Below are 19875 nucleotides of genomic sequence, written 5' to 3' on the forward strand. Positions count from 1 at the left end.
TTCCCTTTCCGGCGGTTCCGACTCTATCAGATCCTTTCGGCGTCTGATTCCCAGTCAGCGGGAGTTGTCTTCCCGGCTGTTGGGCCGTTCCGACGAGTGAGACTTTAGCGGATTCCCGGCCTCCGAGCTAATCGGGGCCCCGTCCTTTCGAACGTGGATTCCTCATTACACATATACGCATGCGAAAGCCCCCGACGACGTGTCGCCGATTGCTGGCAGGTACTTGCGGAATGGCTGTCCGGGGACCGACCGGGGTCGGCGCTCACGTCGGACAACTCGGAGAACAGTACGTATCCGGTTGGGGCGTGTCAACTTACGGAGGGACGGCACCCCGGCGGCGTATGGTGGACGGCATGACTACGCGTACGTGTACCCAGCAGTGGTGGCCCGCCTGACGGCGGCCGCGCTCACGTACGTATTCAACGGCCGCCGCCTCGGCGGCCGTTCGCGTATCTCCCTCCAGAACCCCCGAGGGCCGGCCGCCGGGGACGGCGGCCTCGACCAGGAGGTGGAGAGGGAATGACACGGGTCTTCAGCGGGATCAAGCCGACCGGGCACCTGACACTGGGGAACTACCTGGGAGCGATGCGGCAGTGGGCCGCCGTGGACCAGCACCAGGCCGACGCGCTGTTCTGTGTCGTCGATCTGCACGGCATGACCGTGGACCACGATCCGGCCCGGCTGCGCAGGCTCACCCGGCAGGCGGCGACGCTGCTGCTCGCGGCGGGGCTGGATCCGGAGCTGTGCACCGTGTTCGTGCAGAGCCATGTCGACGAGCACACCCGGCTGTCGTACGTCATGGAGTGCGTGGCGACCGACGGTGAGATGCGGCGGATGATCCAGTACAAGGAGAAGGTCGCGAGCGAGGGGGCGCGGGGGCGGGGAGTGCGGCTGTCCCTGTTGACGTATCCGGCGCTGATGGCGGCGGACATCCTGGCGTACGGGGCGGACGAGGTGCCGGTCGGGGACGACCAGGCGCAGCACGTGGAGCTGACCCGGGATCTGGCGGTGCGGTTCAACCAGCGGTACGGGCATACGTTCGTGGTGCCGAAGGCGACCGTGCCGACGGTGGCGGCGCGGGTGATGAACCTGCAGGATCCGGCCTCGAAGATGGGAAAGAGCGATGACTCCGGGCCGGGGATCGTCTATCTCCTCGACGAACCGGACGTGATCCGGAAGAAGGTCATGCGGGCCGTGACCGACAGCGGTCGGGAGGTCGTGTACGACCGGGAGGAGCAGCCGGGGGTCGCGAATCTGCTGGAGATTCTCGCTGCGTGCACGGGCGGGAACCCTGAGTCACTGGCAACCGTTCACGATTCGTACGGCGCTCTGAAGCAGGCGACCGCGGAGGCGGTGCTGGAGACGCTCAGGCCCGTGCAGGCCAGGCACAAGGAGTTGTGTGCCGATCCGGGATATGTGGAGGGGGTGCTGCGGCATGGGGCGGAGAAGGCTCGGGCGATCGCCCGGCCGATCGTCGATACGGCTTACCGGGCGATCGGGCTGTTGCCGCCGGGCACCGTCTCGGGCCCGGTGACGGCCGAGCCGGCGATGAACGCGGCGCAGTAGGCGCGGGGGCTGGTGGCGAGGCGCGATGCGAAGTGCCGGCGCATGGTGACCTCGCTGCCGAACCCGGCGCGGCGGGCGAGCTCGGGCATGGGCAGGTCGGTTCGTTCGAGGAGTCTCCGAGCCGCGGCGAGGCGCTGGTCGAGGAGTCAGTTCCCCGCACGGGGGTGGCTTGGCGCGGTGCCGGCCACGAAGGAGATCGTGGCCGCGGCGCGGTGACCACCCCCGTTGGGCCGTCAGTCCTTCTTGCCGGAGGCGAGTTCGCGGCTGCGGTCGCGGGCGGCTTCGAGGGCGGCGATGAGGGCGGCGCGGACGCCGTGGTTCTCCAGTTCGCGGATGGCGTTGATGGTGGTGCCGGCGGGCGAGGTGACGTTCTCACGGAGTTTGACGGGGTGTTCGCCGCTGTCGCGGAGCATCACGGCGGCGCCGATCGCGGACTGGACGATGAGGTCGTGGGCCTTGTCGCGGGGCAGGCCCAGCAGGATGCCGGCGTCGGTCATGGCCTCGACCAGGTAGAAGAAGTACGCCGGGCCCGAGCCGGAGAGGGCGGTGCAGGCGTCCTGCTGGGACTCGGGTACCCGGAGGGTCTTGCCGACGGCGCCGAAGATCTCCTCGGTGTGCGTGACATGGGCCTCGGTGGCGTGGGTGCCGGCGGAGATGACGGACATCGCCTCGTCGACGAGGGCGGGGGTGTTGGTCATGACGCGGACGACCGGGGTACCGGTGGCGAGGCGCTCCTCGAAGAAGGAGGTGGGGATGCCCGCGGCGCCGCTGATGACGAGGCGGTCGGCGGGGAGGTGCGGGGCGAGTTCGTCGAGGAGGGTGCCCATGTCCTGGGGCTTGACCGTGAGGATCAGGGTGTCGGCGGTCTTCGCGGCCTCGGGGTTGGTGACCGGGGTGACTCCGTGGCGGGCGCGGAGTTCTTCGGCCCGTTCGGGGCGGCGGGCGGTGACCAGGAGGTCGGCAGGCGCCCAGCCGGCGCGGATCATTCCGCTGAGCAGGGCTTCGCCGATCTTGCCGGTGCCGAGGACTGCGACTTTCTGACTCATGCGGTTCAGTCTGGCACCGGGGGGCCGGGGCGGGGGTCGTCTGTCCGCTGGCCGGACTTCGCCGTAGGGCGTCGGTGGCCCTAGGCCGTGCGTCGCCTCAGGGTGGCCGCTCCGAGGGCCAGGACCAGCAGGGCGCAGCCGGCGACGATCAGGACGTCCCTGACAAAGGTGGCGGTCATGTCGGCGTGGTGGAGGACCTCGTTCATGCCGTCGACGGCGTAGGACATGGGGAGGACGTCGGATACGGCTTCGAGGGCGGGGTGCATCTCGGGGCGCGGGGTGAAGAGGCCGCAGAGGAGGAGTTGGGGGAAGATCACCGCGGGCATGAACTGGACCGCCTGGAATTCCGAGGCGGCGAAGGCCGAGACGAAGAGGCCCAGGGCCGTGCCGAGCAGGGCGTCGAGCAGGGCGACCAGGAGCAGGAGCCAGGGGGAGCCGGTGACGTCGAGGCCCAGGAGCCAGACGGCGAGGCCGGTGGCGAGGGCCGACTGGATGATCGCGAGGATGCCGAAGGCGAGGGCGTAGCCGGCGATGAGGTCGGCCTTGCCGAGGGGCATGGCGAGGAGGCGTTCGAGGGTGCCTGAGGTGCGTTCGCGGAGGGTGGCGATGGAGGTCACCAGGAACATCGTGATGAGCGGGAAGATGCCGAGGAGCGAGGCGCCGATGTTGTCGAAGGTGTGCGGGCTGCCGTCGAAGACGTAGCGGAGCAGGACCAGCATCAGGCAGGGGACGAGGAGCAGCAGCGCGATGGTGCGGGGGTCGTGGCGGAGCTGGCGCAGGACGCGGGCGGCGGTGGCGGTGGTGCGGGAGAGATTCAGGGCGCTGACGGGGATGGTGGCCGGCTGAGAGGTCATCGTGCCGATTCCTTCGTGCGGGAGTTGGCGGCGGCTTCGTCGACGAGGTGGAGGAAGGCGGCCTCGACGGTGTCGGAGCCGGTGCGGGTGCGCAGGGCCTCGGGGGTGTCGTCGGCGAGGATCTCGCCCTCGCGCATGAGGAGGAGTCGGTGGCAGCGTTCGGCCTCGTCCATGACGTGGGAGGAGATGAGGAGGGTGGCGCCGCGGGTGACGGCGATGGAGTGGAAGAGGTTCCAGAGGTCGCGGCGCAGGACGGGGTCGAGGCCGACGGTGGGTTCGTCGAGGACGAGGAGTTCGGGGCTGCCGAGCAGGGCGACGGCGAGGGAGACGCGGTTGCGCTGGCCGCCGGAGAGGTTGCCGGCGAGGGCGTCGGCGTGGCTGGTGAGGTCGACTTCGCCGAGGACGCGGTCGACGTCGGCGCGGCGGACGGCGGTGGGGCGGGTGGGGTCGAGGATCGAGCCGAAGTAGTCGAGGTTCTGGCGGATGGTCAGGTCGTCGTAGACGGAGGCGGCCTGGGTGACGTAGCCGATGCGGGTGCGGAGGGAGGGGTGTCCGGCGGGCCGGCCGAGGACGTTCAGGGTGCCGGTGACCTTGGCCTGGGTGCCGACGACGGCGCGCATCAGGGTGGACTTGCCGCATCCGGAGGGACCGAGGAGGCCGGTGATCTGACCGCGCGGGACGGTGAAGTCGAGTCCGCGCAGGACGGTTCGGGGGCCGCGGACCGCGGTGAGTCCGGCGGCCTGGATGGCGGAGGGCAGGGCTGGGTTGCCGGGGGCCTCGGGCGGCTCCGGCGAGTAATTCACCATGTGATGAATAATGCGCGGGTGGAGGTGAGCCGTCAAGGGCCGGGTGGCCGGTGGGGGACGCTCACCGGCGCCGGCCGGGCGCCGCCCGCGCCCACCCGGCCGCCCCGGCGGCACGACTGCCCGCGGCTGTAGCGCCCCTGTAGGGGCGCTGGGGGTACCCCGGCCGAAGGCTGGGGGAGGAACTGCGCGACCAGCCCCCACCGGCCCGCGGCCGAGTCGCTGCCGCGGGCCGGTCGCCGTCGGCAACGCTCAGGTGTTGAGGGCGACGAGCAGCAGGACGTCGTACGTCTCCTCGACGACCCCGTCGGGGAAGATCTCCAGGAGGTGGGCGCGTTCCTCGGCGAGGAACGCGGTGCGGCGGTCCTCGGAGGTGACGAGGAAAGCCGAGTGGCTGCCGATGTTGGCGAGGTGGGTGTCGACCGGGACGCGGCGGCTCCAGCGGACCTCGCCCCGGGCGAAGCGGAGCCGGCCGCTGGGGTCTGCGAGATCGGTGCGGTCGGCGGACTTGCGCTGCTCCGCCCTGACGTCGATGCCGAAGAACCGGGCGATGCGGTCGGAGGCGTCGGCGATCCAGTCGACGTCGAGCGCGCTGGTGTTCCACCACAGCGCCAGCGCCCCGCCGGGACGCAGTACGCGGAGTGCCTCCGGCACGGAGCGGGCCGGGTCGGTCCAGTGCCAGGCCTGGGCGTAGGTGAGGAAGTCGGCGGTGGCGTCGGCGAGCGGAAGGGCGTTGCCGTTGCCGCGGACGATCGGGATGCCGGGGCTGGTGGCGTGGAACTGCGCCGCCATGCCCTCCCCCGGCTCCACCGCGACCACGTCGGCGCCGCGCGCGTGCAGGAGGGCGGTCGCGATGCCGGTGCCCGCGCCGACGTCGACCACCCGGGCCCCCTTGAGGGAACGGCCGGCTTCCTCCTCGACGGCGTCGAGGAGAGCGGGCGGGTAGGAGGGGCGGTTCGCGGCGTACTGGGCCGCGGCGGCGTTGAAGGAGCGCGCGCGTGCGGCGTGGGTGGGGGCGGGGTCCGGGGTCAGGTTTCGGGGTTGCGACTGCGACTGGCCTGTGGTCATACGGCCATCGTCCCGGCGGGCGGGGCGGGGACGACAGGGGTTTCCGGGGGTGGGCCGGATCCGGCGCGTCGGCTACCCCGCCCGTGCTCCCCTTTCTCGACCGCGCGTGGGTCTCAGGGCTTCCGCTTCTTCTTCGACGGGTTGCCCGAGCGGCGGGTGGTGCGGCGTTCGTGTTCCTGGACGGCGGTGTCGTACTCGGCGCGGTGGAGCTTCTCGCCGGGAGCTTCGGTGAGGGAGCGGAAGAAGTAGGCGAGGAGCGAACCGACGAAGCCGATGGCGAGGAGGCCGCGCAGGGAGGCCTGGCGTTCGGGGTCGGGGCGCTTGCCGAAGGACTCCCAGGTGTGGCGGAAGGCCAGGGCGCTGCAGATGGCGAACATCGCGACGACGAGGACGGTCACGAAGGCGCCGGTGTCGGCGAGCTGGACGCCCTCGTAGGCGAGGCGCAGGACCAGGCAGGAGACGGCGGCCGCGGCGAGCGAGCCCACGGCCACGCCGATCCGGCGGGCGGTGTAGCCGTCGTCGTGGTTCACCCAGGACGTACCGAAGAAACGGAGGGGCTCGGGGCGGGGTCCGCCGGTGGAGCCCGCGGGGGTGTCCGGGGTGCCTGGTTCGTCGCTCACGGGACGATTATGGCGCCGGGGGCCCACGGGCTCCGGGTCGGGTCGGACCGGTCGGGTCAGGCGCAGCGGTCGGCCACGTAGCCGTCGCTGCCCGTGTGGACGTAGGCGTCCGAGACGAACTCACCGTTACTGATGTTGTCCCAGATGTTCGAGGTCCCGTAGTAGCCGGACACGGTCGAACCCGGGGTCTGGCAGTAGATCGGCACCTGCGCGCCCTCGGGCAGGACGCGGGTGATGCTGTAGCTGGTGCCCGGGCCGTCGTGGACGTTCAGGCGGACGCCCGGGGCGATGGCGTAGTAGCGGACGCTGGCGGCGGCGTTCGCGGTGGCGGCGGAGCCGATGAGCATGAGGAAGGCGCTGCCGGTGGCCGCTGCCAGGAAGAGGGTGGATCTGCGTCTGAGCGATGTCATACGAGTCCTCCGGAGTCCTAAGACCGGATCGCGAAATCGGATCAGGCGCAGCGGTCGGCCACGTAGCCGTCGCTGCCGGTGTGGACGTAGGCGTCCGAGACGTATTCGCCGTTGTCGATGTTGTCCCAGATGTTGGATGTGCCGTAGTAGCCGGACACCGTCGTGCCGGGTGTCTGGCAGAAGATCGGGACGCGGGTGCCCTCGGGGAGGGTTCGCGTGATGCCGTAGCCGGTGCCCGGGCCGCTGCGGACGTTGAGGCGGACGCCCGGGGCGACCGCGTACGTCTTGACGGATGCGGCCAGCGTCGAGACAGCCTCCCCCTCGGCGCTGTTCTCGGCTTCCTGCGTGTGATCAACAGACATGTACTGCTCCCCCCACTGGACCCATGAGTTCCATGGAGTCCCGTTGATTCCCCTCATTCGAGCCACGAAACACATGTGCGTAACTCGCACGCGGAGGCTAGCAAGCCGCCTCTGTCTCGTACGAGTCATCGACTAGGCTCCGTGAGTCGCGCTCCGCGGAAACAGCACGGGGGTGGTCCCTTGACGCCACAGCGCAACACCGGAGCGGGCGCGGAAGCGGAACTTCCCGAGTACGCCGGGCACTACCGCCTGGAGTCCTGCCTCGGCTCCGGTGGGATGGGCGTGGTGCACCTGGCCCGCAGCACCTCGGGGCTGAAGCTCGCGGTGAAGGTCGTGCACGCCCAATACGCCAAGGACCGTGAGTTCAGGGGCCGTTTCCGGCAGGAGGTGGCCGCCGCACGCAAGGTCAGCGGCGCCTTCACCGCACCCGTCGTGGACGCCGATCCCGAGGCCGAACGGCCCTGGATGGCCACCCTCTTCATTCCCGGCCCGACCCTTTCCGAGCACGTGAAGCGGAACGGGCCGATGCCTCCTGCCCAGTTGCGCCGGCTGATGGCCGGGCTGGCGGAGGCGTTGGGCGATATTCACAGGGTCGGCGTGGTGCACCGGGATCTCAAGCCGAGCAATGTGCTGCTCGCCGAAGACGGTCCCAAGGTCATCGACTTCGGTATCTCCCGGCCGAAAGACAGCGAACTGCGTACCGAGACGGGAAAGTTGATCGGTACGCCGCCGTTCATGGCACCGGAGCAGTTCCGGCGGCCGCGTGAAGTGGGGCCCGCCGCCGACATCTTCGCGCTCGGGTCGGTGCTGGTGCACGCGGCGACAGGGCAAGGGCCGTTCGACTCCGACAGCCCGTACGTCGTGGCCTACCAGGTCGTGCACGACGAGCCCGACCTCACCGGCGTACCGGAGGAGATCGCTCCGCTGGTGATGCGCTGCCTCGCCAAGGAGCCCGAGGACCGGCCGACGCCCGACGAACTGATGCGGGGCCTGCGGTCGTTGTCGGCGTCGTACGACACGCAGGCGTTCATACCGGCACAGCGGGTCATGGTCGGCGGCGAAGGCGACGGGCCTCCGCAGGAAAAGGAGCCTCCTGCCGCCGTACCGGAGCAGAAAGCGCTGAAGCCCAGGCAGGCGCGCAAGACATGGCGGCGCGTGGTGGTGGCCGCCGGGGCGGGTGTCCTGGTCCTGGGTGGGGTGCTCGCCTCGGCACTGTGGCTCGGGGGCGGCGATCCGACGCCGGTGGGCAGCACGGTGCACGGCTCCGCGGCCGCGTTCGAGGCGTGGCAGGCGGAGCCGGTGGCCAAGGGCGGTTCGGGGATGCCCCAGTGCGTCGCCGGTGCGGGGAAGTTGCTGTGCTTCCGGTCCGGCCTGGCCTTTGCCCTCGATCCGGCGGACGGCCGTCTGCTGTGGCGGCACAGGGTCGCGGACGAACGTACGAGCGGCTCGCCGTACCTGTCCGGCGGCCTCCTGCTGCTGCCGACGCACGGCGGCCGGAAGGTGGAGGCGCTCGACCCCACCTCGGGTGCGTCGCGCTGGAAGCAGGACATGCCCGCGAACCAGGTCATGGAGTTCACCAAGAGCATGCTGCTGGCCGTGGGGGCCAACGGGGTGATCACCGGTATGGACGGCAAGTCCGGTCACACCAGGTGGACCCTGCCCGTCTCGGGCGGCGGCACGCCGTCCCTGAGCTCGTTCGCCGGGGATCCCTTGGTGTACGCGGCCGGTACCGCCGCCGACGGGACGGGAACCCAGGTCACCGCGCTGGATCCGGTCACCGGTGCCAAGCGCTGGAGAGCCAGGCTGACGGGGGATCTGCGGCCGGTCGGGAGCGCGGGCGGGTCCCTCTTCCTGCTGTCCGTGGACACCACCGCCGGGGAGACGGACGCGGTGGTGCGCTACACACCGGACGCGAGGGCGACCCGCCGGGTGGCGCTGCCCGTTCCCCGGGTGGCTCCGGGTGCCACGGTGCGCGGCGATGTCGTCTATCTGCTGTCCGCCGGCGGCTCGCTGGAGGCCGTCGACCTGGAGAGCGGCAAGCAGCTCTGGGAGCTCCAGACGTCGGTGAGCCGGGGCTCGGCGCCCGTGACCGACGACCGGCACGTCTATTTCACCGCCGCCGACGGACGCCTGCTCGCCGTCGACAGACGCAGGGGAACCCTCGTCGGCCAGACTCCGGCGCGCCTCGGCACGAACTCGGGCCAGGTCACCGCCGCCCTGCCCGCCCCCCTGCTCCTCGACACCCACCTCTACGCCACTGCCCCCGACGGCACCGTCTTCGCCGTCGACGCGGCGGATCCCGGCGCCTGGTAGCAGCGCGAAAAGAAGGGGCCGCCCCCTGAGGAGGCGGCCCCTTCCGGGATTGCGGCGGGGCTCAGCCCAGCTTCGTCACGTCGCGGACCGCGCCCTTGTCGGCGCTGGTGGCCATCGCGGCGTAGGCGCGCAGGGCCGCCGAGACCTTGCGGTCGCGGTTCTTCGGGGCGTACACGCCGTTCAGGGCCTGCTCGCGGCGGGACAGCTCGGCCTCGTCGACGAGGAGCTCGATCGTGCGGTTCGGGATGTCGATGCGGATGCGGTCGCCGTCCTCGACGAGGGCGATGGTGCCGCCGGAGGCCGCTTCCGGGGAGGCGTGGCCGATGGAGAGGCCCGACGTGCCACCGGAGAAGCGGCCGTCGGTGATCAGCGCGCAGGTCTTGCCGAGGCCGCGGCCCTTGAGGAAGGACGTCGGGTAGAGCATCTCCTGCATGCCGGGGCCGCCCTTGGGACCCTCGTAGCGGATCACGACCACGTCGCCGTCGGTGACCTGCTTGTTGAGGATCTTCTCGACGGCTTCCTCCTGCGACTCGCAGACGACCGCGGGGCCCTCGAAGGTCCAGATCGACTCGTCGACGCCGGCCGTCTTGACCACGCAGCCGTCGACGGCGAGGTTGCCCTTGAGGACCGCGAGGCCGCCGTCCTGGGAATACGCGTGCTCGACGCTGCGGATGCAGCCCTCCGCGGCGTCCTCGTCCAGGGCCTCCCAGCGCTCGGACTGGGAGAACGCCTCGGCGGAGCGGACGCAGCCGGGGGCCGCGTGCCACAGCTCCACGGCCTCGGGGGACGGGGAGCCGCCGCGCACGTCCCACGTCTTCAGCCAGTCCGCGAGGGAGGGGCTGTGGACGGAGTGCACGTCCTCGTTGAGGAGGCCGCCGCGGTGCAGTTCGCCGAGGAGGGCGGGGATGCCGCCGGCGCGGTGCACGTCCTCCATGTAGTACGTGCGGGTCTTCGCGACGTTCGGAGCGACCTTGGCCAGGCAGGGGACCCGGCGCGAGACCTCGTTGATCTCCTCCAGGCCGAAGGGGACGCCCGCCTCCTGGGCGGCGGCCAGCAGGTGGAGGATCGTGTTGGTGGAGCCGCCCATCGCGATGTCCAGGGCCATCGCGTTCTCGAACGCGGCGAAGGTCGCGATGTTGAGCGGCAGGACCGTCTCGTCGTCCTGCTCGTAGTAGCGGCGGGTGAGGTCCATGACCGTGCGGGCCGCGTCGACGTACAGCTGCTTACGGGCGGTGTGGGTGGCCAGGACCGAGCCGTTGCCGGGGAGGGAGAGGCCGATCGCCTCCGTCAGGCAGTTCATCGAGTTGGCGGTGAACATGCCGGAGCAGGAGCCACAGGTCGGACAGGCGTTCTCCTCGATACGGAGGATGTCCTCGTCCGAGATCTTGTCGTTCACCGCGTCGGAGATCGCGTCGACCAGGTCGAGGGTGCGGACCGTGCCGTCCACGAGGGTCGCGCGGCCGGCCTCCATGGGGCCGCCGGAGACGAAGACCGTCGGGATGTTCAGGCGCAGGGCGGCCATGAGCATGCCCGGGGTGATCTTGTCGCAGTTGGAGATGCAGACCAGGGCGTCGGCGCAGTGCGCCTCGACCATGTACTCGACCGAGTCGGCGATCAGGTCGCGGGACGGGAGGGAGTACAGCATGCCGCCGTGGCCCATCGCGATGCCGTCGTCGACGGCGATCGTGTTGAACTCGCGCGGGATGCCGCCGGCTTCCTTGATCGCTTCGGAGACGATCCGGCCGACCGGCTGGAGGTGGGTGTGGCCCGGCACGAACTCCGTGAAGGAGTTCGCGACGGCGATGATCGGCTTGCGGCCGATGTCCGCACCCGGTACACCGGAGGCGCGCATAAGGGCGCGGGCGCCCGCCATGTTGCGGCCGTGGGTGACTGTGCGGGACCTCAGCTCGGGCATCGTCGCTCGCTCCTTCAGACAGATAGGGCTGCTAACGAGCGTACGCCCGTTGACCACGGCTCGGGACGAGGTGTCCGGAATGCGGGACACATGTCTCAGCGGGGCTGGTCACGGCCCGGTCAGATGCCCCTGCACCACCGGGGCGACCCTGGCCACGATCTGCTCCAGGTCCGCGGACGCCAGCGGCTCCACCTTGATCACGTAGCGCAGCATCGCGCACCCGATCAGCTGTGCCGCCGCCAGTTCGGCGCGCAGCTCGGCGTCCGGGAGGTCCAGCTGTCCGGCGATCCGGCGCAGCAGCTGGGAAGCGATCAGGCGGCGGAAGACGGCGGCGGCCGTTTCGTTGTTGACGGCGGAGCGGACGATCGCGAGGAGGGGCGTACGGGTGGTGGGGTTCTCCCAGATACCGAAGATGAACCGGGTCAGCCGCTCACCGACGCCGTCCAGCGGGCCGTCGGCGATCGCGACGGGCGCGTTGAGGGCGGGGGCGAAGGCGACCGCGATGGCGGCCTCGAAGATCTGTTCCTTGGTGCCGAAGTAGTGGTGCACCAGGGCGGAGTCGACCCCGGCGGCCTTGGCGATGGCGCGTACGGACGTCTTCTCGTAGCCGTGTTCGGAGAACTCCTCGCGGGCGGTGACGAGGATACGGTCCCGGGTGTCGGCCGACTCGGCGCGCGGGGGTCGGCCGCGGCGGCGGGCACCCGCGCCGTCGCCGGTCGGGGCATTGGTCACCGGCGGGGCACCTTCACCGCCGAGGCCAGGTGCAGGCGGGTGAAGGCCAGGGCCTCCGCGAGGTCCGCCTCGCGCTCGGCGCCGGACATCGCGCGCCGGGTGTTGACCTCGATGACGACATGCCCGTCGAAGCCGGTGACGGCGAGCCGCTCCAGCAGTTCGGCGCAGGGCTGGGTGCCGCGGCCCGGCACCAGGTGCTCGTCCTTGGCGGAGCCGCGGCCGTCGGCGAGGTGGACGTGGCCGAGCCGGCCGCCCATGCGGTCGAGCATGGCGAGCGCGTCGACACGGGAGGTCGCGGCGTGGCTGAGGTCGATCGTGAAGTGCCGGTAGTCGTCCTTGGTGACGTCCCAGTCGGGGGCGTACGCGAGCATCTCGCGGTCGCGGTAGCGCCACGGGTACATGTTCTCCACCGCGAACCGCACATCCGTCTCGTTCGCCATACGCCAGATCCCCTCGACGAAGTCGCGGGCGTACTGGCGCTGCCAGCGGAACGGGGGGTGGACGACGACCGTGCTCGCGCCCAGCTTCTCCGCGGCGGCCCGGGCCCGCTGGAGCTTGACCCAGGGGTCGGTGGACCACACCCGCTGGGTGATCAGCAGGCAGGGGGCGTGGACGGCGAGGATCGGGATGCGGTGGTAGTCGCTCAGCCGGCGCAGGGCCTCGATGTCCTGGCTGACCGGGTCGGTCCACACCATGACCTCGACGCCGTCGTAACCGAGGCGTGCGGCGATCTCGAAGGCCGTCGCCGTCGACTCCGGGTAGACGGAGGCCGTGGAGAGCGCGACCTTCGCATCCGGGATGCGGACGACGTCCCTTGGGTTTGCCACGAGGGACAGGTTACGGGGTGGAGACGGGTGGACAGGGGGCGCCTGCTCTCCGGTGTGACCGGGGTCGCGCCGGCGAGCGCGGGTGGGAGGGGCCGGCGCCCGGTCGCCGTGGCGGGTTGCGGTGCGTCGGCGAGTGCGGCGGCGTCGTGGTCGTTCGCGCCCGCGCGGCGGAGCCGCATGTCGAATACAGCCCCACGCCCCCAGGGGGCGCTTACGCGGAACCCATGTGGTCGAGGCGCCGCAGGATCACGCCCTCCCGCAACGCCCACGGGCAGACCTCCAGGTTCTCCACCTCGAACAGGTCCATCGCGGCCTCGGCCACCAGCGCGCCCGCCACCAGCTGGCCCGACCGTCCCTCCGACACCCCCGGGAGTGCGGAGCGCTGGGCCGTGGTCATGGCCCCGAGCCTCGGGACCCAGGCCTCCAGCGAGCCCCGCTTGAGTTCGCGCTGGACGTAGAGGCCGTCGGCGGAGCGGGCGGCGCCGGCGATGCGGGCCAGCTGCTTGAAGGTCTTGGACGTGGCGACCACGTGGTCGGGGGCGCCGAAGCGGGTGAACTCGCCGACCGTACGGGCGATCTCGGCGCGTACATGGCGGCGCAGGGCCCGTATGTCGTCGGCGGACGGCGGGTCGCCGGGGAGCCAGCCCGCGGTGAGCCGGCCGGCGCCGAGCGGCAGCGAGACGGCCGTGTCGGGCTCCTCGTCGATGCCGTACGCGATCTCCAGGGAGCCGCCGCCGATGTCCAGGACCAGCAGCTTTCCGGCGGACCAGCCGAACCAGCGGCGGACCGCGAGGAAGGTCAGCCGGGCCTCCTCGGCGCCGGTGAGGACCTGGAGCTCGACCCCGGTCTCGGCCTTCACGCGCGCGAGGACGTCGTCGGCGTTGGTGGCCTCGCGCACGGCGGAGGTGGCGAACGGCAGCAGGTCCTCGACTCCCTTGTCCTCCGCGGCCTGCAGGGCGTCCTGGACGACACCGACCAGTTTCTCGACGCCGTCGGGGCCGATCGCCCCGTTGCCGTCGAGAAGTTGGGCAAGGCGCAACTCCGCCTTGTGCGAGTGCGCCGGCAGCGGGCGCGCGCCGGGGTGCGCATCCACGACCAGCAGATGCACCGTGTTAGATCCCACGTCGAGGACACCGAGTCTCATGTACGGAACTGTACGGAACACTGCTGACGGCGGGCCCTGAGCAGTCCCCGGAGCGGCCTTCGGCGACTTACCCTGGACGGGTGCCAAAGACGAAAAAGACGAAGGACCACAAGGCCGCCAAATCAGCCGACGGTTCTTCGCGGGCGAAGCCACCGAAGCAGCCGAAGACGCCGAAGAAGACCCTCGCGGCGGACGAGAAGGGTCTCGACTTCGCGCGGGCGTGGGTGGAGTTCCCGGATCCGGCCGACGACGAGCAGGTGTTCCGCTGTGACCTGACCTGGCTGACCTCCCGCTGGAACTGCATCTTCGGCAGCGGCTGCCAGGGCATCCAGGCGGGCCGCGCGGACGACGGCTGCTGCACGCTGGGCGCGCACTTCTCCGACGAGGACGACGAGAAGCGGGTCGCGGATCATGTGGCGAGGCTCACACCGGAGATCTGGCAGAACCACGCCGAGGGCACCGCGCACGGCTGGGTCTCCGAGGACGACGAGGGCTCCCGCCAGACCCGCCCGTACCAGGGCTCCTGCATCTTCCAGAACCGCCCCGGTTTCGCCGCCGGCGCCGGCTGCTCGCTGCACATCCTCGCGCTGCGGGAGGGCCGCGAGCCGCTGGAGACCAAGCCGGACGTCTGCTGGCAGCTCCCGATCCGCCGGACGTACGACTGGATCGACCGCCCCGACGACACGCGGGTCCTCCAGGTCTCGATCGGCGAGTACGACCGCAGGGGCTGGGGCCCCGGCGGCCACGACCTGCACTGGTGGTGCACCTCGGCGACCTCTGCGCACGGCGCGGGCGACCCGGTGTACGTCTCGTACCGCGCAGAACTGACCGAACTGATGGGCAAGGCAGGCTACGACCGCCTGGCAGAACTCTGCGAACAACGCCTCACCTCCCAGCTCCCCCTGCTGGCGCCCCATCCGGCGGACCCGGTCGAGTAGCGCGCGCTGCAACGCCCCGCAAGAGCGGCGGATCCGGTCGACCAACGCTCACCGCAGCGCCCCGAAAGGGGCGCGGGGAACTGCGCGACCAACCACGACGACACCGCACCCGCCGACGCGCCGCAACCCGCCACGGCGGCTGTTGCCCGGCCAGGCACCGCCGAACTCCACCGTCGTGGCCGCGCACCGTCGCGGCGGAAAAGGAGACTGGCGGAGGCAAGAAACCGGCAGGGAATGGAACCGCTCGGTCCAAGAGACCGGCCAGGGCAAGTATCCGGCCGAGGCAAGAAACCGCCCGAGGCAAAAAACCGGCCGAGGCGAAAAACCGGCCGAGGAGACCGACTGGGCCAAGGAACCAGCCGAGCCAAGAGACCGGCCGAGCCAAGGAACCGACTGGGCCAAGAGACCGGCCGAGCCGAGGAACCGACTGGGCCAAGGAACCGGCCGAGCCTAGAGACCAGCCGAGCCAAGAGACCGGTCGAGGGAGTGGGCCCGTGGAAGAGGTCGGGCGGTGGTGGGGCTCACGGTGTCGGGGCGGGGGTCTCGCTGTCGGGCGCCGTCGGGGAAGGTGACCCCGTCGGGCCGGCGGTGGCCGAGTCGGTGGGTGTCGGGGTCGGATCGCTCGACGTCGGCGGATCGCTGACCGGCGGTGACGGCTGCGTCGGGTCGGATGCCGTCGGTGTCGGCGTCGGCCTCCCCGCAGGCGGCGGTTTCGGCCCCCGGCGCGCCGGGGGAGCCATCCCGTACCCGTCGATCGACACCACCGCCCCCGCCGGCGCCACCGCCACCCGCGCGCTCCAGTGCCCGGCCGGCTCCCGCAGATGATCGACGTACACCTTGATCGTGAACGACTCGCCCGGCCGGAGCGTCCCCGACGGCCGGGAGAAGTACAGCCAGGCCGCCGAGGTCGACACCGACCACCGCACCGCCGCGTCCCCGGACGCCGCGAGCGTGACCAGCGTCGTGTCCCCGTCGTTCGCGGCCGTCACCGCGAGGTGCCCCGCACCGGTCTTCCTACGGTCGGCTCCCGCGACGCCGATCACCTCCACCGACACGTCGGCCTTGCCGTCCTTGCCGATGCGCGGCCCGGGTCTGGTGCTGGCGTTGCCGGCGTTCTCGTAGCCCCCGCCCGTGTCGCCGTCGAGCGCGTCGGGGCCGGCGGCCTCCCGCGCGGTCGCGGACGGTCCCTCGTGGCCCTCCCCCGCCGGCGAGCCCCGGTACGCCGCCCACAGGGCCAGCACCGGCGCGGCCACCACCGTGGCGACGACGGTCGTCGTGACGGCACGCGCGCGTAGCCGGTCGCGGCGGGCCGCACGGTCCTTGGGGTCCATCGGGAAGCCGCGCCGGTCGAAGCGCGGGGCGGCGCCACGCGCGCGTGGCGGGTGCGCCATGGCCACGTGCAGGGCCGCGCGGGGCGCCTCCAGGACGGGCAGCTCGGCGGGCGTGGTCATCGCGCCGGGCCACCGGCCGGGGGCGGCGCGCTCGGCGGTACGGCGGCAGCGCGGACAGTCGTCGACGTGCCGGACCAGTTCGCGGCGCAGCGCGCTGCTGAGGACCAGCTGGCTGTCGCCGGTGAGGTGGGACACGCTCGGACAGCCGCCGGTCTCGACGACGGCGAGAGCCGCACGGGTGCGTTCGACCTCGCAGGCGGCGGAGGCGAGCAGCTCCCGGGCGCCGGCCAGGTCCATGCCGAGGACGGCGGCGACCTCGTGGGCGGCCAGGTGGTGGCGTACGGCGAGTTCGAGCGCCTCGCGCTGCTCGGGGGAGGTGCCCGCGGCTTCCGGCCAGGCGAGCAGGGCGAGTTCGCTGCGCCGCTGCTCCTGGGTGTCGGCGGGGACCACGGTCACGGGGTCGGGGGCGGGGTGCCGGCCCGCCGCGTGGGTGGCCTGACGTTTCTGCTTGGCCTGGGCGAGTCCGCGCAGACAGGCCCAGCGGGCCAGCGCGTACAGCCAGGCCCTGCGGTCCCCGGCGGCCTCCGGGACGCGCTGGCCGCGCCGCTCGGCGAGGGCGATGACGTCGCCGAGCGCGGCGGTGGCCGCGTCGTGGTCGCAGAGCACCGAGAGGCAGTAGGTGAACAGCCCGTCCAGGTACGGCTCGTAGCGCGCCGGCGGTCGCTGCGCCAGCGCACGCGCCGCCGCACGATCACGCGCCGTCCGCACCTCCCGGTGTGCCCGGTGTGCGCCGGTCGTTCGGGCCGAGGTCTCCGCACTGCTGCTCATCACCCGTGCGACCGTAGGCGGCGCCGTATGCCCCCTTCTGGCGGCTTGAGCTCTTTTAATCCGTACGGGTGAAACGATCCCTCAATCGGGGACAGGAACCTGTTCTACCCTGGCTCTTTCCCGTCCCGGGGTGGCCGGGACCGGTCCACCCACACCTGTCACGCAGGCCACCGCGGCCCCACTGTCAGTGGTGGGGGCTACGGTTTCCGCATGGCTGCCCGTACCAAGACCTCGAAGGACCGTCCGTCCTACCGCTGCACCGAGTGCGGCTGGCAGACGGCCAAGTGGCTCGGCCGGTGTGCCGAGTGCCAGGCGTGGGGGACGATCGAGGAGTACGGCGCGCCCGCGGTGCGTACGACAGCACCCGGCCGGGTCACCACCTCCGCGGTGCCGATCGGCCAGGTCGACGGCCGGCAGGCCACCGCCCGCACCACCGGCGTCCCGGAGCTGGACCGGGTCCTCGGCGGCGGCCTGGTCCCCGGCGCGGTGGTGCTGCTCGCCGGGGAGCCCGGCGTCGGCAAGTCCACCCTCCTGCTCGACGTGGCCGCCAAGTCGGCCAGCGACGAGCACCGCACGCTCTATGTCACCGGCGAGGAGTCGGCGAGCCAGGTCCGGCTGCGCGCCGACCGCATCGGCGCCATCGACGACCACCTCTACCTCGCCGCCGAGACCGACCTGGCCGCCGTCCTCGGCCACTTGGACGCGGTGAAGCCGTCGCTGCTGATCCTGGACTCCGTCCAGACGGTCGCCTCCCCGGAGATCGACGGCGCCCCGGGCGGCATGGCCCAGGTCCGCGAGGTGGCCGGCGCCCTCATCCGCGCGTCGAAGGAGCGGGGCATGTCCACCCTCCTCGTGGGCCATGTCACCAAGGACGGCGCGATCGCGGGACCGCGGCTCCTCGAACACCTGGTGGACGTCGTCCTGCACTTCGAGGGCGACCGGCACGCCCGCCTCCGCCTGGTCCGGGGCGTCAAGAACCGCTACGGCGCCACGGACGAAGTGGGCTGTTTCGAACTGCACGACGAGGGCATCACGGGCCTCGCCGACCCGAGCGGACTTTTCCTGACCCGGCGCGCCGAACCGGTCCCGGGCACCTGCCTGACCGTCACCCTGGAGGGCCGCCGCCCCCTGGTCGCCGAGGTGCAGGCGCTGACGGTCGACTCCCAGATCCCCTCCCCGCGCCGCACCACCTCCGGCCTGGAGACCTCCCGCGTCTCGATGATGCTGGCCGTCCTGGAGCAGCGGGGCCGGATCAGCGCGCTCGGAAAGCGGGACATCTACTCCGCGACGGTGGGTGGCGTGAAGCTCTCCGAGCCCGCCGCCGACCTGGCCATCGCCCTCGCCCTGGCCTCCGCGGCCAGCGACACCCCGCTCCCGAAGAACCTGGTCGCCATCGGCGAGGTCGGCCTCGCGGGCGAGGTCAGACGGGTCACGGGGGTCCAGCGCAGGCTCGCGGAGGCGCACCGGCTCGGCTTCACGCACGCGCTCGTGCCGGGCGATCCGGGCAAGATCCCGGCGGGCATGAAGGTCCTGGAAGTAGCCGACATGGGGGACGCGCTGCGGGTGCTGCCGCGCTCCCGTCGGCGAGAGGCCCCACGGGAGGCTGAGGAGCGCCGGTAGACTTTGCCCTGGTCTCGCCCGTCCGTACGAACCGAGTGCGGGGACGGCAGCGCCTCAGAACCTGCGACCGGAGGAGTGCAGTGGCAGCCAACGACCGGGCAGGAGCTCCCGGAAAGTCCGGTGGGAGTGCCGGTTCCGATGGCCTGATGCGCGCCTCGCTGAGCGCCGTGGCTCCGGGCACGTCCATGCGGGACGGCCTGGAGCGGGTCCTCCGCGGCAACACGGGCGGACTCATCGTCCTCGGCTTCGACAAGACGGTCGAGGCGATGTGCACGGGCGGTTTTGTGCTGGATGTCGAGTTCACGGCGACCCGGCTGCGCGAGCTGTGCAAGCTCGACGGCGGCATCGTGATCTCCTCCGACCTGTCGAAGATCCTCCGGGCGGGCGTGCAGTTCGTACCCGACGCGACGATCCCCACGGAGGAGACGGGCACCCGTCACCGCACGGCGGACCGCGTCTCCAAGCAGGTCGGGTTCCCGGTGGTCTCGGTCTCCCAGTCGATGCGGCTGATCGCGCTGTACGTCGAGGGGCAGCGCCGCGTCCTGGAGGACTCGGCGGCGATCCTCTCCCGCGCGAACCAGGCGCTGGCCACCCTGGAGCGGTACAAGCTCCGCCTGGACGAGGTCGCGGGAACGTTGTCAGCGCTGGAGATCGAGGACCTGGTGACGGTCCGCGACGTGTCGGCGGTCGCCCAGCGCCTGGAGATGGTCCGCCGGATCGCCACCGAGATCGCCGAGTACGTGGTCGAACTGGGCACCGACGGGCGGCTTCTCGCCCTCCAGCTGGACGAGCTGATCGCCGGGGTGGAGCCGGAGCGCGAGCTGGTGGTCCGGGACTACGTCCCCGAGCCGACCGCGAAGCGCTCCCGCACGGTCGACGAGGCGCTGTCCGAGCTGGACGCTCTGAGCCACGCGGAGCTGCTGGAACTGCCGACGGTGGCGCGGGCGTTGGGGTACACCGGCTCGCCGGAGACGCTGGACTCGGCGGTGTCGCCGCGCGGCTTCCGGCTGCTGGCGAAGGTGCCGCGGCTGCCGGGGGCGATCATCGACCGGCTGGTCGAGCACTTCGGGGGCCTGCAGAAGCTGCTCGCCGCGAGCGTCGACGACCTGCAGACCGTCGACGGCGTCGGTGAGGCCCGGGCGCGCAGCGTACGCGAGGGGCTGTCGCGGCTGGCGGAGTCGTCGATTCTCGAGCGGTATGTCTGATTTCGCCAACTAGCCGGGTGAGTTGGGTCGCACGGCGCCCGCGGGCCGGTGGGGGCCGCCCGCGCAGTTCCCCGCGCCCCTGACGGGGCACTCCGGCCGACGCTTCTACTCAGCCGCGGGCGGCAACCGGCAAGCGCCGGCAAGCGAAACCCTGCGCACGCCAGTCACTCGGCCGCGGACCGGTGTGGGCCGATCGCGCAGTTCCCCGCGCCCCTGACGGGGCACTCCGGCCG

17 protein-coding genes and 2 pseudogenes are annotated in these 19875 nt (G+C 71.7%); 6 read left to right on the forward strand and 13 right to left on the reverse strand.

The window, feature by feature from the left end:
• The first annotated feature begins 382 nt into the window (after nucleotides 1-382).
• Nucleotides 383-523, forward strand: coding sequence for a hypothetical protein (locus tag ACFY6U_RS43630; RefSeq protein ID WP_390047495.1), 141 nt, complete (start codon nucleotides 383-385; stop codon nucleotides 521-523).
• Complete coding sequence (gene trpS / locus ACFY6U_RS43635) at nucleotides 520-1566, forward strand: tryptophan--tRNA ligase (protein ID WP_390047497.1); 1047 nt, start codon at nucleotides 520-522, stop codon at nucleotides 1564-1566. Before ACFY6U_RS43630 ends, trpS begins: the two co-directional genes overlap by 4 nt.
• On the opposite strand, the pseudogene ACFY6U_RS43640 reads toward trpS, so the two are convergent.
• The 8 genes and pseudogenes from ACFY6U_RS43640 to ACFY6U_RS43675 all read right to left on the reverse strand — a co-directional run.
• Nucleotides 1485-1712, reverse strand: a pseudogene (locus ACFY6U_RS43640) (helix-turn-helix domain-containing protein); the annotation flags it as partial. The gene trpS and the pseudogene ACFY6U_RS43640 overlap by 82 nt on opposite strands.
• 87 nt (nucleotides 1713-1799) lie before the next feature.
• On the reverse strand, nucleotides 1800-2612 hold the full coding sequence (gene proC / locus ACFY6U_RS43645) for a pyrroline-5-carboxylate reductase (protein WP_390047499.1): 813 nt from the start codon (nucleotides 2610-2612) through the stop codon (nucleotides 1800-1802).
• Between the two features lie 80 nt (nucleotides 2613-2692).
• Entirely contained in the window at nucleotides 2693-3466 is a 774-nt protein-coding gene (locus ACFY6U_RS43650) for an ABC transporter permease (protein WP_390047501.1), read from the reverse strand.
• A gap of 257 nt (nucleotides 3467-3723) precedes the next feature.
• Nucleotides 3724-4272 (reverse strand): annotated as a pseudogene (locus tag ACFY6U_RS43655) (ABC transporter ATP-binding protein); the annotation flags it as partial.
• Between the two features lie 249 nt (nucleotides 4273-4521).
• Nucleotides 4522-5337: a class I SAM-dependent methyltransferase gene (locus tag ACFY6U_RS43660; RefSeq protein ID WP_390047503.1), complete on the reverse strand. Its 816-nt coding sequence runs from the start codon at nucleotides 5335-5337 to the stop codon at nucleotides 4522-4524.
• A gap of 113 nt (nucleotides 5338-5450) precedes the next feature.
• Nucleotides 5451-5957 (reverse strand): EamA/RhaT family transporter, encoded by a 507-nt coding sequence (locus ACFY6U_RS43665; RefSeq protein WP_390047505.1) that lies wholly within the window; start codon nucleotides 5955-5957, stop codon nucleotides 5451-5453.
• Nucleotides 5958-6013: 56 nt separating this feature from the next.
• Nucleotides 6014-6304, reverse strand: coding sequence for a peptidase (locus ACFY6U_RS43670; RefSeq protein WP_390047804.1), 291 nt, complete (start codon nucleotides 6302-6304; stop codon nucleotides 6014-6016).
• Nucleotides 6305-6408: 104 nt separating this feature from the next.
• Nucleotides 6409-6729 carry an SH3 domain-containing protein gene (locus ACFY6U_RS43675; RefSeq protein WP_390047507.1) on the reverse strand — a complete coding sequence of 107 codons (321 nt, stop codon included), beginning with the start codon at nucleotides 6727-6729 and terminating at the stop codon, nucleotides 6409-6411.
• A 180-nt stretch (nucleotides 6730-6909) separates the two neighbouring features.
• On the opposite strand from ACFY6U_RS43675, the gene ACFY6U_RS43680 reads away from it, so the two are divergent.
• Nucleotides 6910-9042 (forward strand): PQQ-binding-like beta-propeller repeat protein, encoded by a 2133-nt coding sequence (locus ACFY6U_RS43680; protein ID WP_390047509.1) that lies wholly within the window; start codon nucleotides 6910-6912, stop codon nucleotides 9040-9042.
• Nucleotides 9043-9103: 61 nt separating this feature from the next.
• Here the strand turns inward: ACFY6U_RS43680 and ilvD are convergent, their stop codons facing one another.
• The 4 genes from ilvD to ACFY6U_RS43700 form a co-directional block, all read right to left on the reverse strand.
• A complete protein-coding gene (gene ilvD, locus ACFY6U_RS43685; protein WP_390047511.1) occupies nucleotides 9104-10957 on the reverse strand; it encodes a dihydroxy-acid dehydratase in 1854 nt (617 codons plus the stop codon).
• A 108-nt stretch (nucleotides 10958-11065) separates the two neighbouring features.
• Nucleotides 11066-11689 (reverse strand): TetR family transcriptional regulator, encoded by a 624-nt coding sequence (locus ACFY6U_RS43690; protein ID WP_390047513.1) that lies wholly within the window; start codon nucleotides 11687-11689, stop codon nucleotides 11066-11068.
• Nucleotides 11686-12516 (reverse strand): sugar phosphate isomerase/epimerase, encoded by an 831-nt coding sequence (locus ACFY6U_RS43695; protein ID WP_351496963.1) that lies wholly within the window; start codon nucleotides 12514-12516, stop codon nucleotides 11686-11688. Before ACFY6U_RS43695 ends, ACFY6U_RS43690 begins: the two co-directional genes overlap by 4 nt.
• 211 nt (nucleotides 12517-12727) lie before the next feature.
• Complete coding sequence (locus tag ACFY6U_RS43700; RefSeq protein ID WP_390047515.1) at nucleotides 12728-13660, reverse strand: Ppx/GppA family phosphatase; 933 nt, start codon at nucleotides 13658-13660, stop codon at nucleotides 12728-12730.
• 80 nt (nucleotides 13661-13740) lie between these two features.
• On the opposite strand from ACFY6U_RS43700, the gene ACFY6U_RS43705 reads away from it, so the two are divergent.
• Nucleotides 13741-14598, forward strand: coding sequence for a hypothetical protein (locus ACFY6U_RS43705; protein WP_390047517.1), 858 nt, complete (start codon nucleotides 13741-13743; stop codon nucleotides 14596-14598).
• A 521-nt stretch (nucleotides 14599-15119) separates the two neighbouring features.
• Here ACFY6U_RS43705 and ACFY6U_RS43710 read toward each other — a convergent pair.
• Entirely contained in the window at nucleotides 15120-16817 is a 1698-nt protein-coding gene (locus ACFY6U_RS43710; protein WP_390047519.1) for a hypothetical protein, read from the reverse strand.
• Between the two features lie 210 nt (nucleotides 16818-17027).
• Here ACFY6U_RS43710 and radA point away from each other — a divergent pair, with 210 nt between their 5' ends.
• On the forward strand, nucleotides 17028-18437 hold the full coding sequence (gene radA / locus ACFY6U_RS43715; RefSeq protein WP_390047521.1) for a DNA repair protein RadA: 1410 nt from the start codon (nucleotides 17028-17030) through the stop codon (nucleotides 18435-18437).
• Between the two features lie 80 nt (nucleotides 18438-18517).
• Nucleotides 18518-19642, forward strand: coding sequence for a DNA integrity scanning diadenylate cyclase DisA (gene disA / locus ACFY6U_RS43720; RefSeq protein WP_351496953.1), 1125 nt, complete (start codon nucleotides 18518-18520; stop codon nucleotides 19640-19642).
• The last annotated feature ends 233 nt before the right edge of the window (nucleotides 19643-19875 follow it).

Origin of the sequence: Streptomyces sp. NPDC013157, from assembly GCF_042899865.1 — a bacterium.
Lineage (GTDB): Bacteria > Actinomycetota > Actinomycetes > Streptomycetales > Streptomycetaceae > Streptomyces.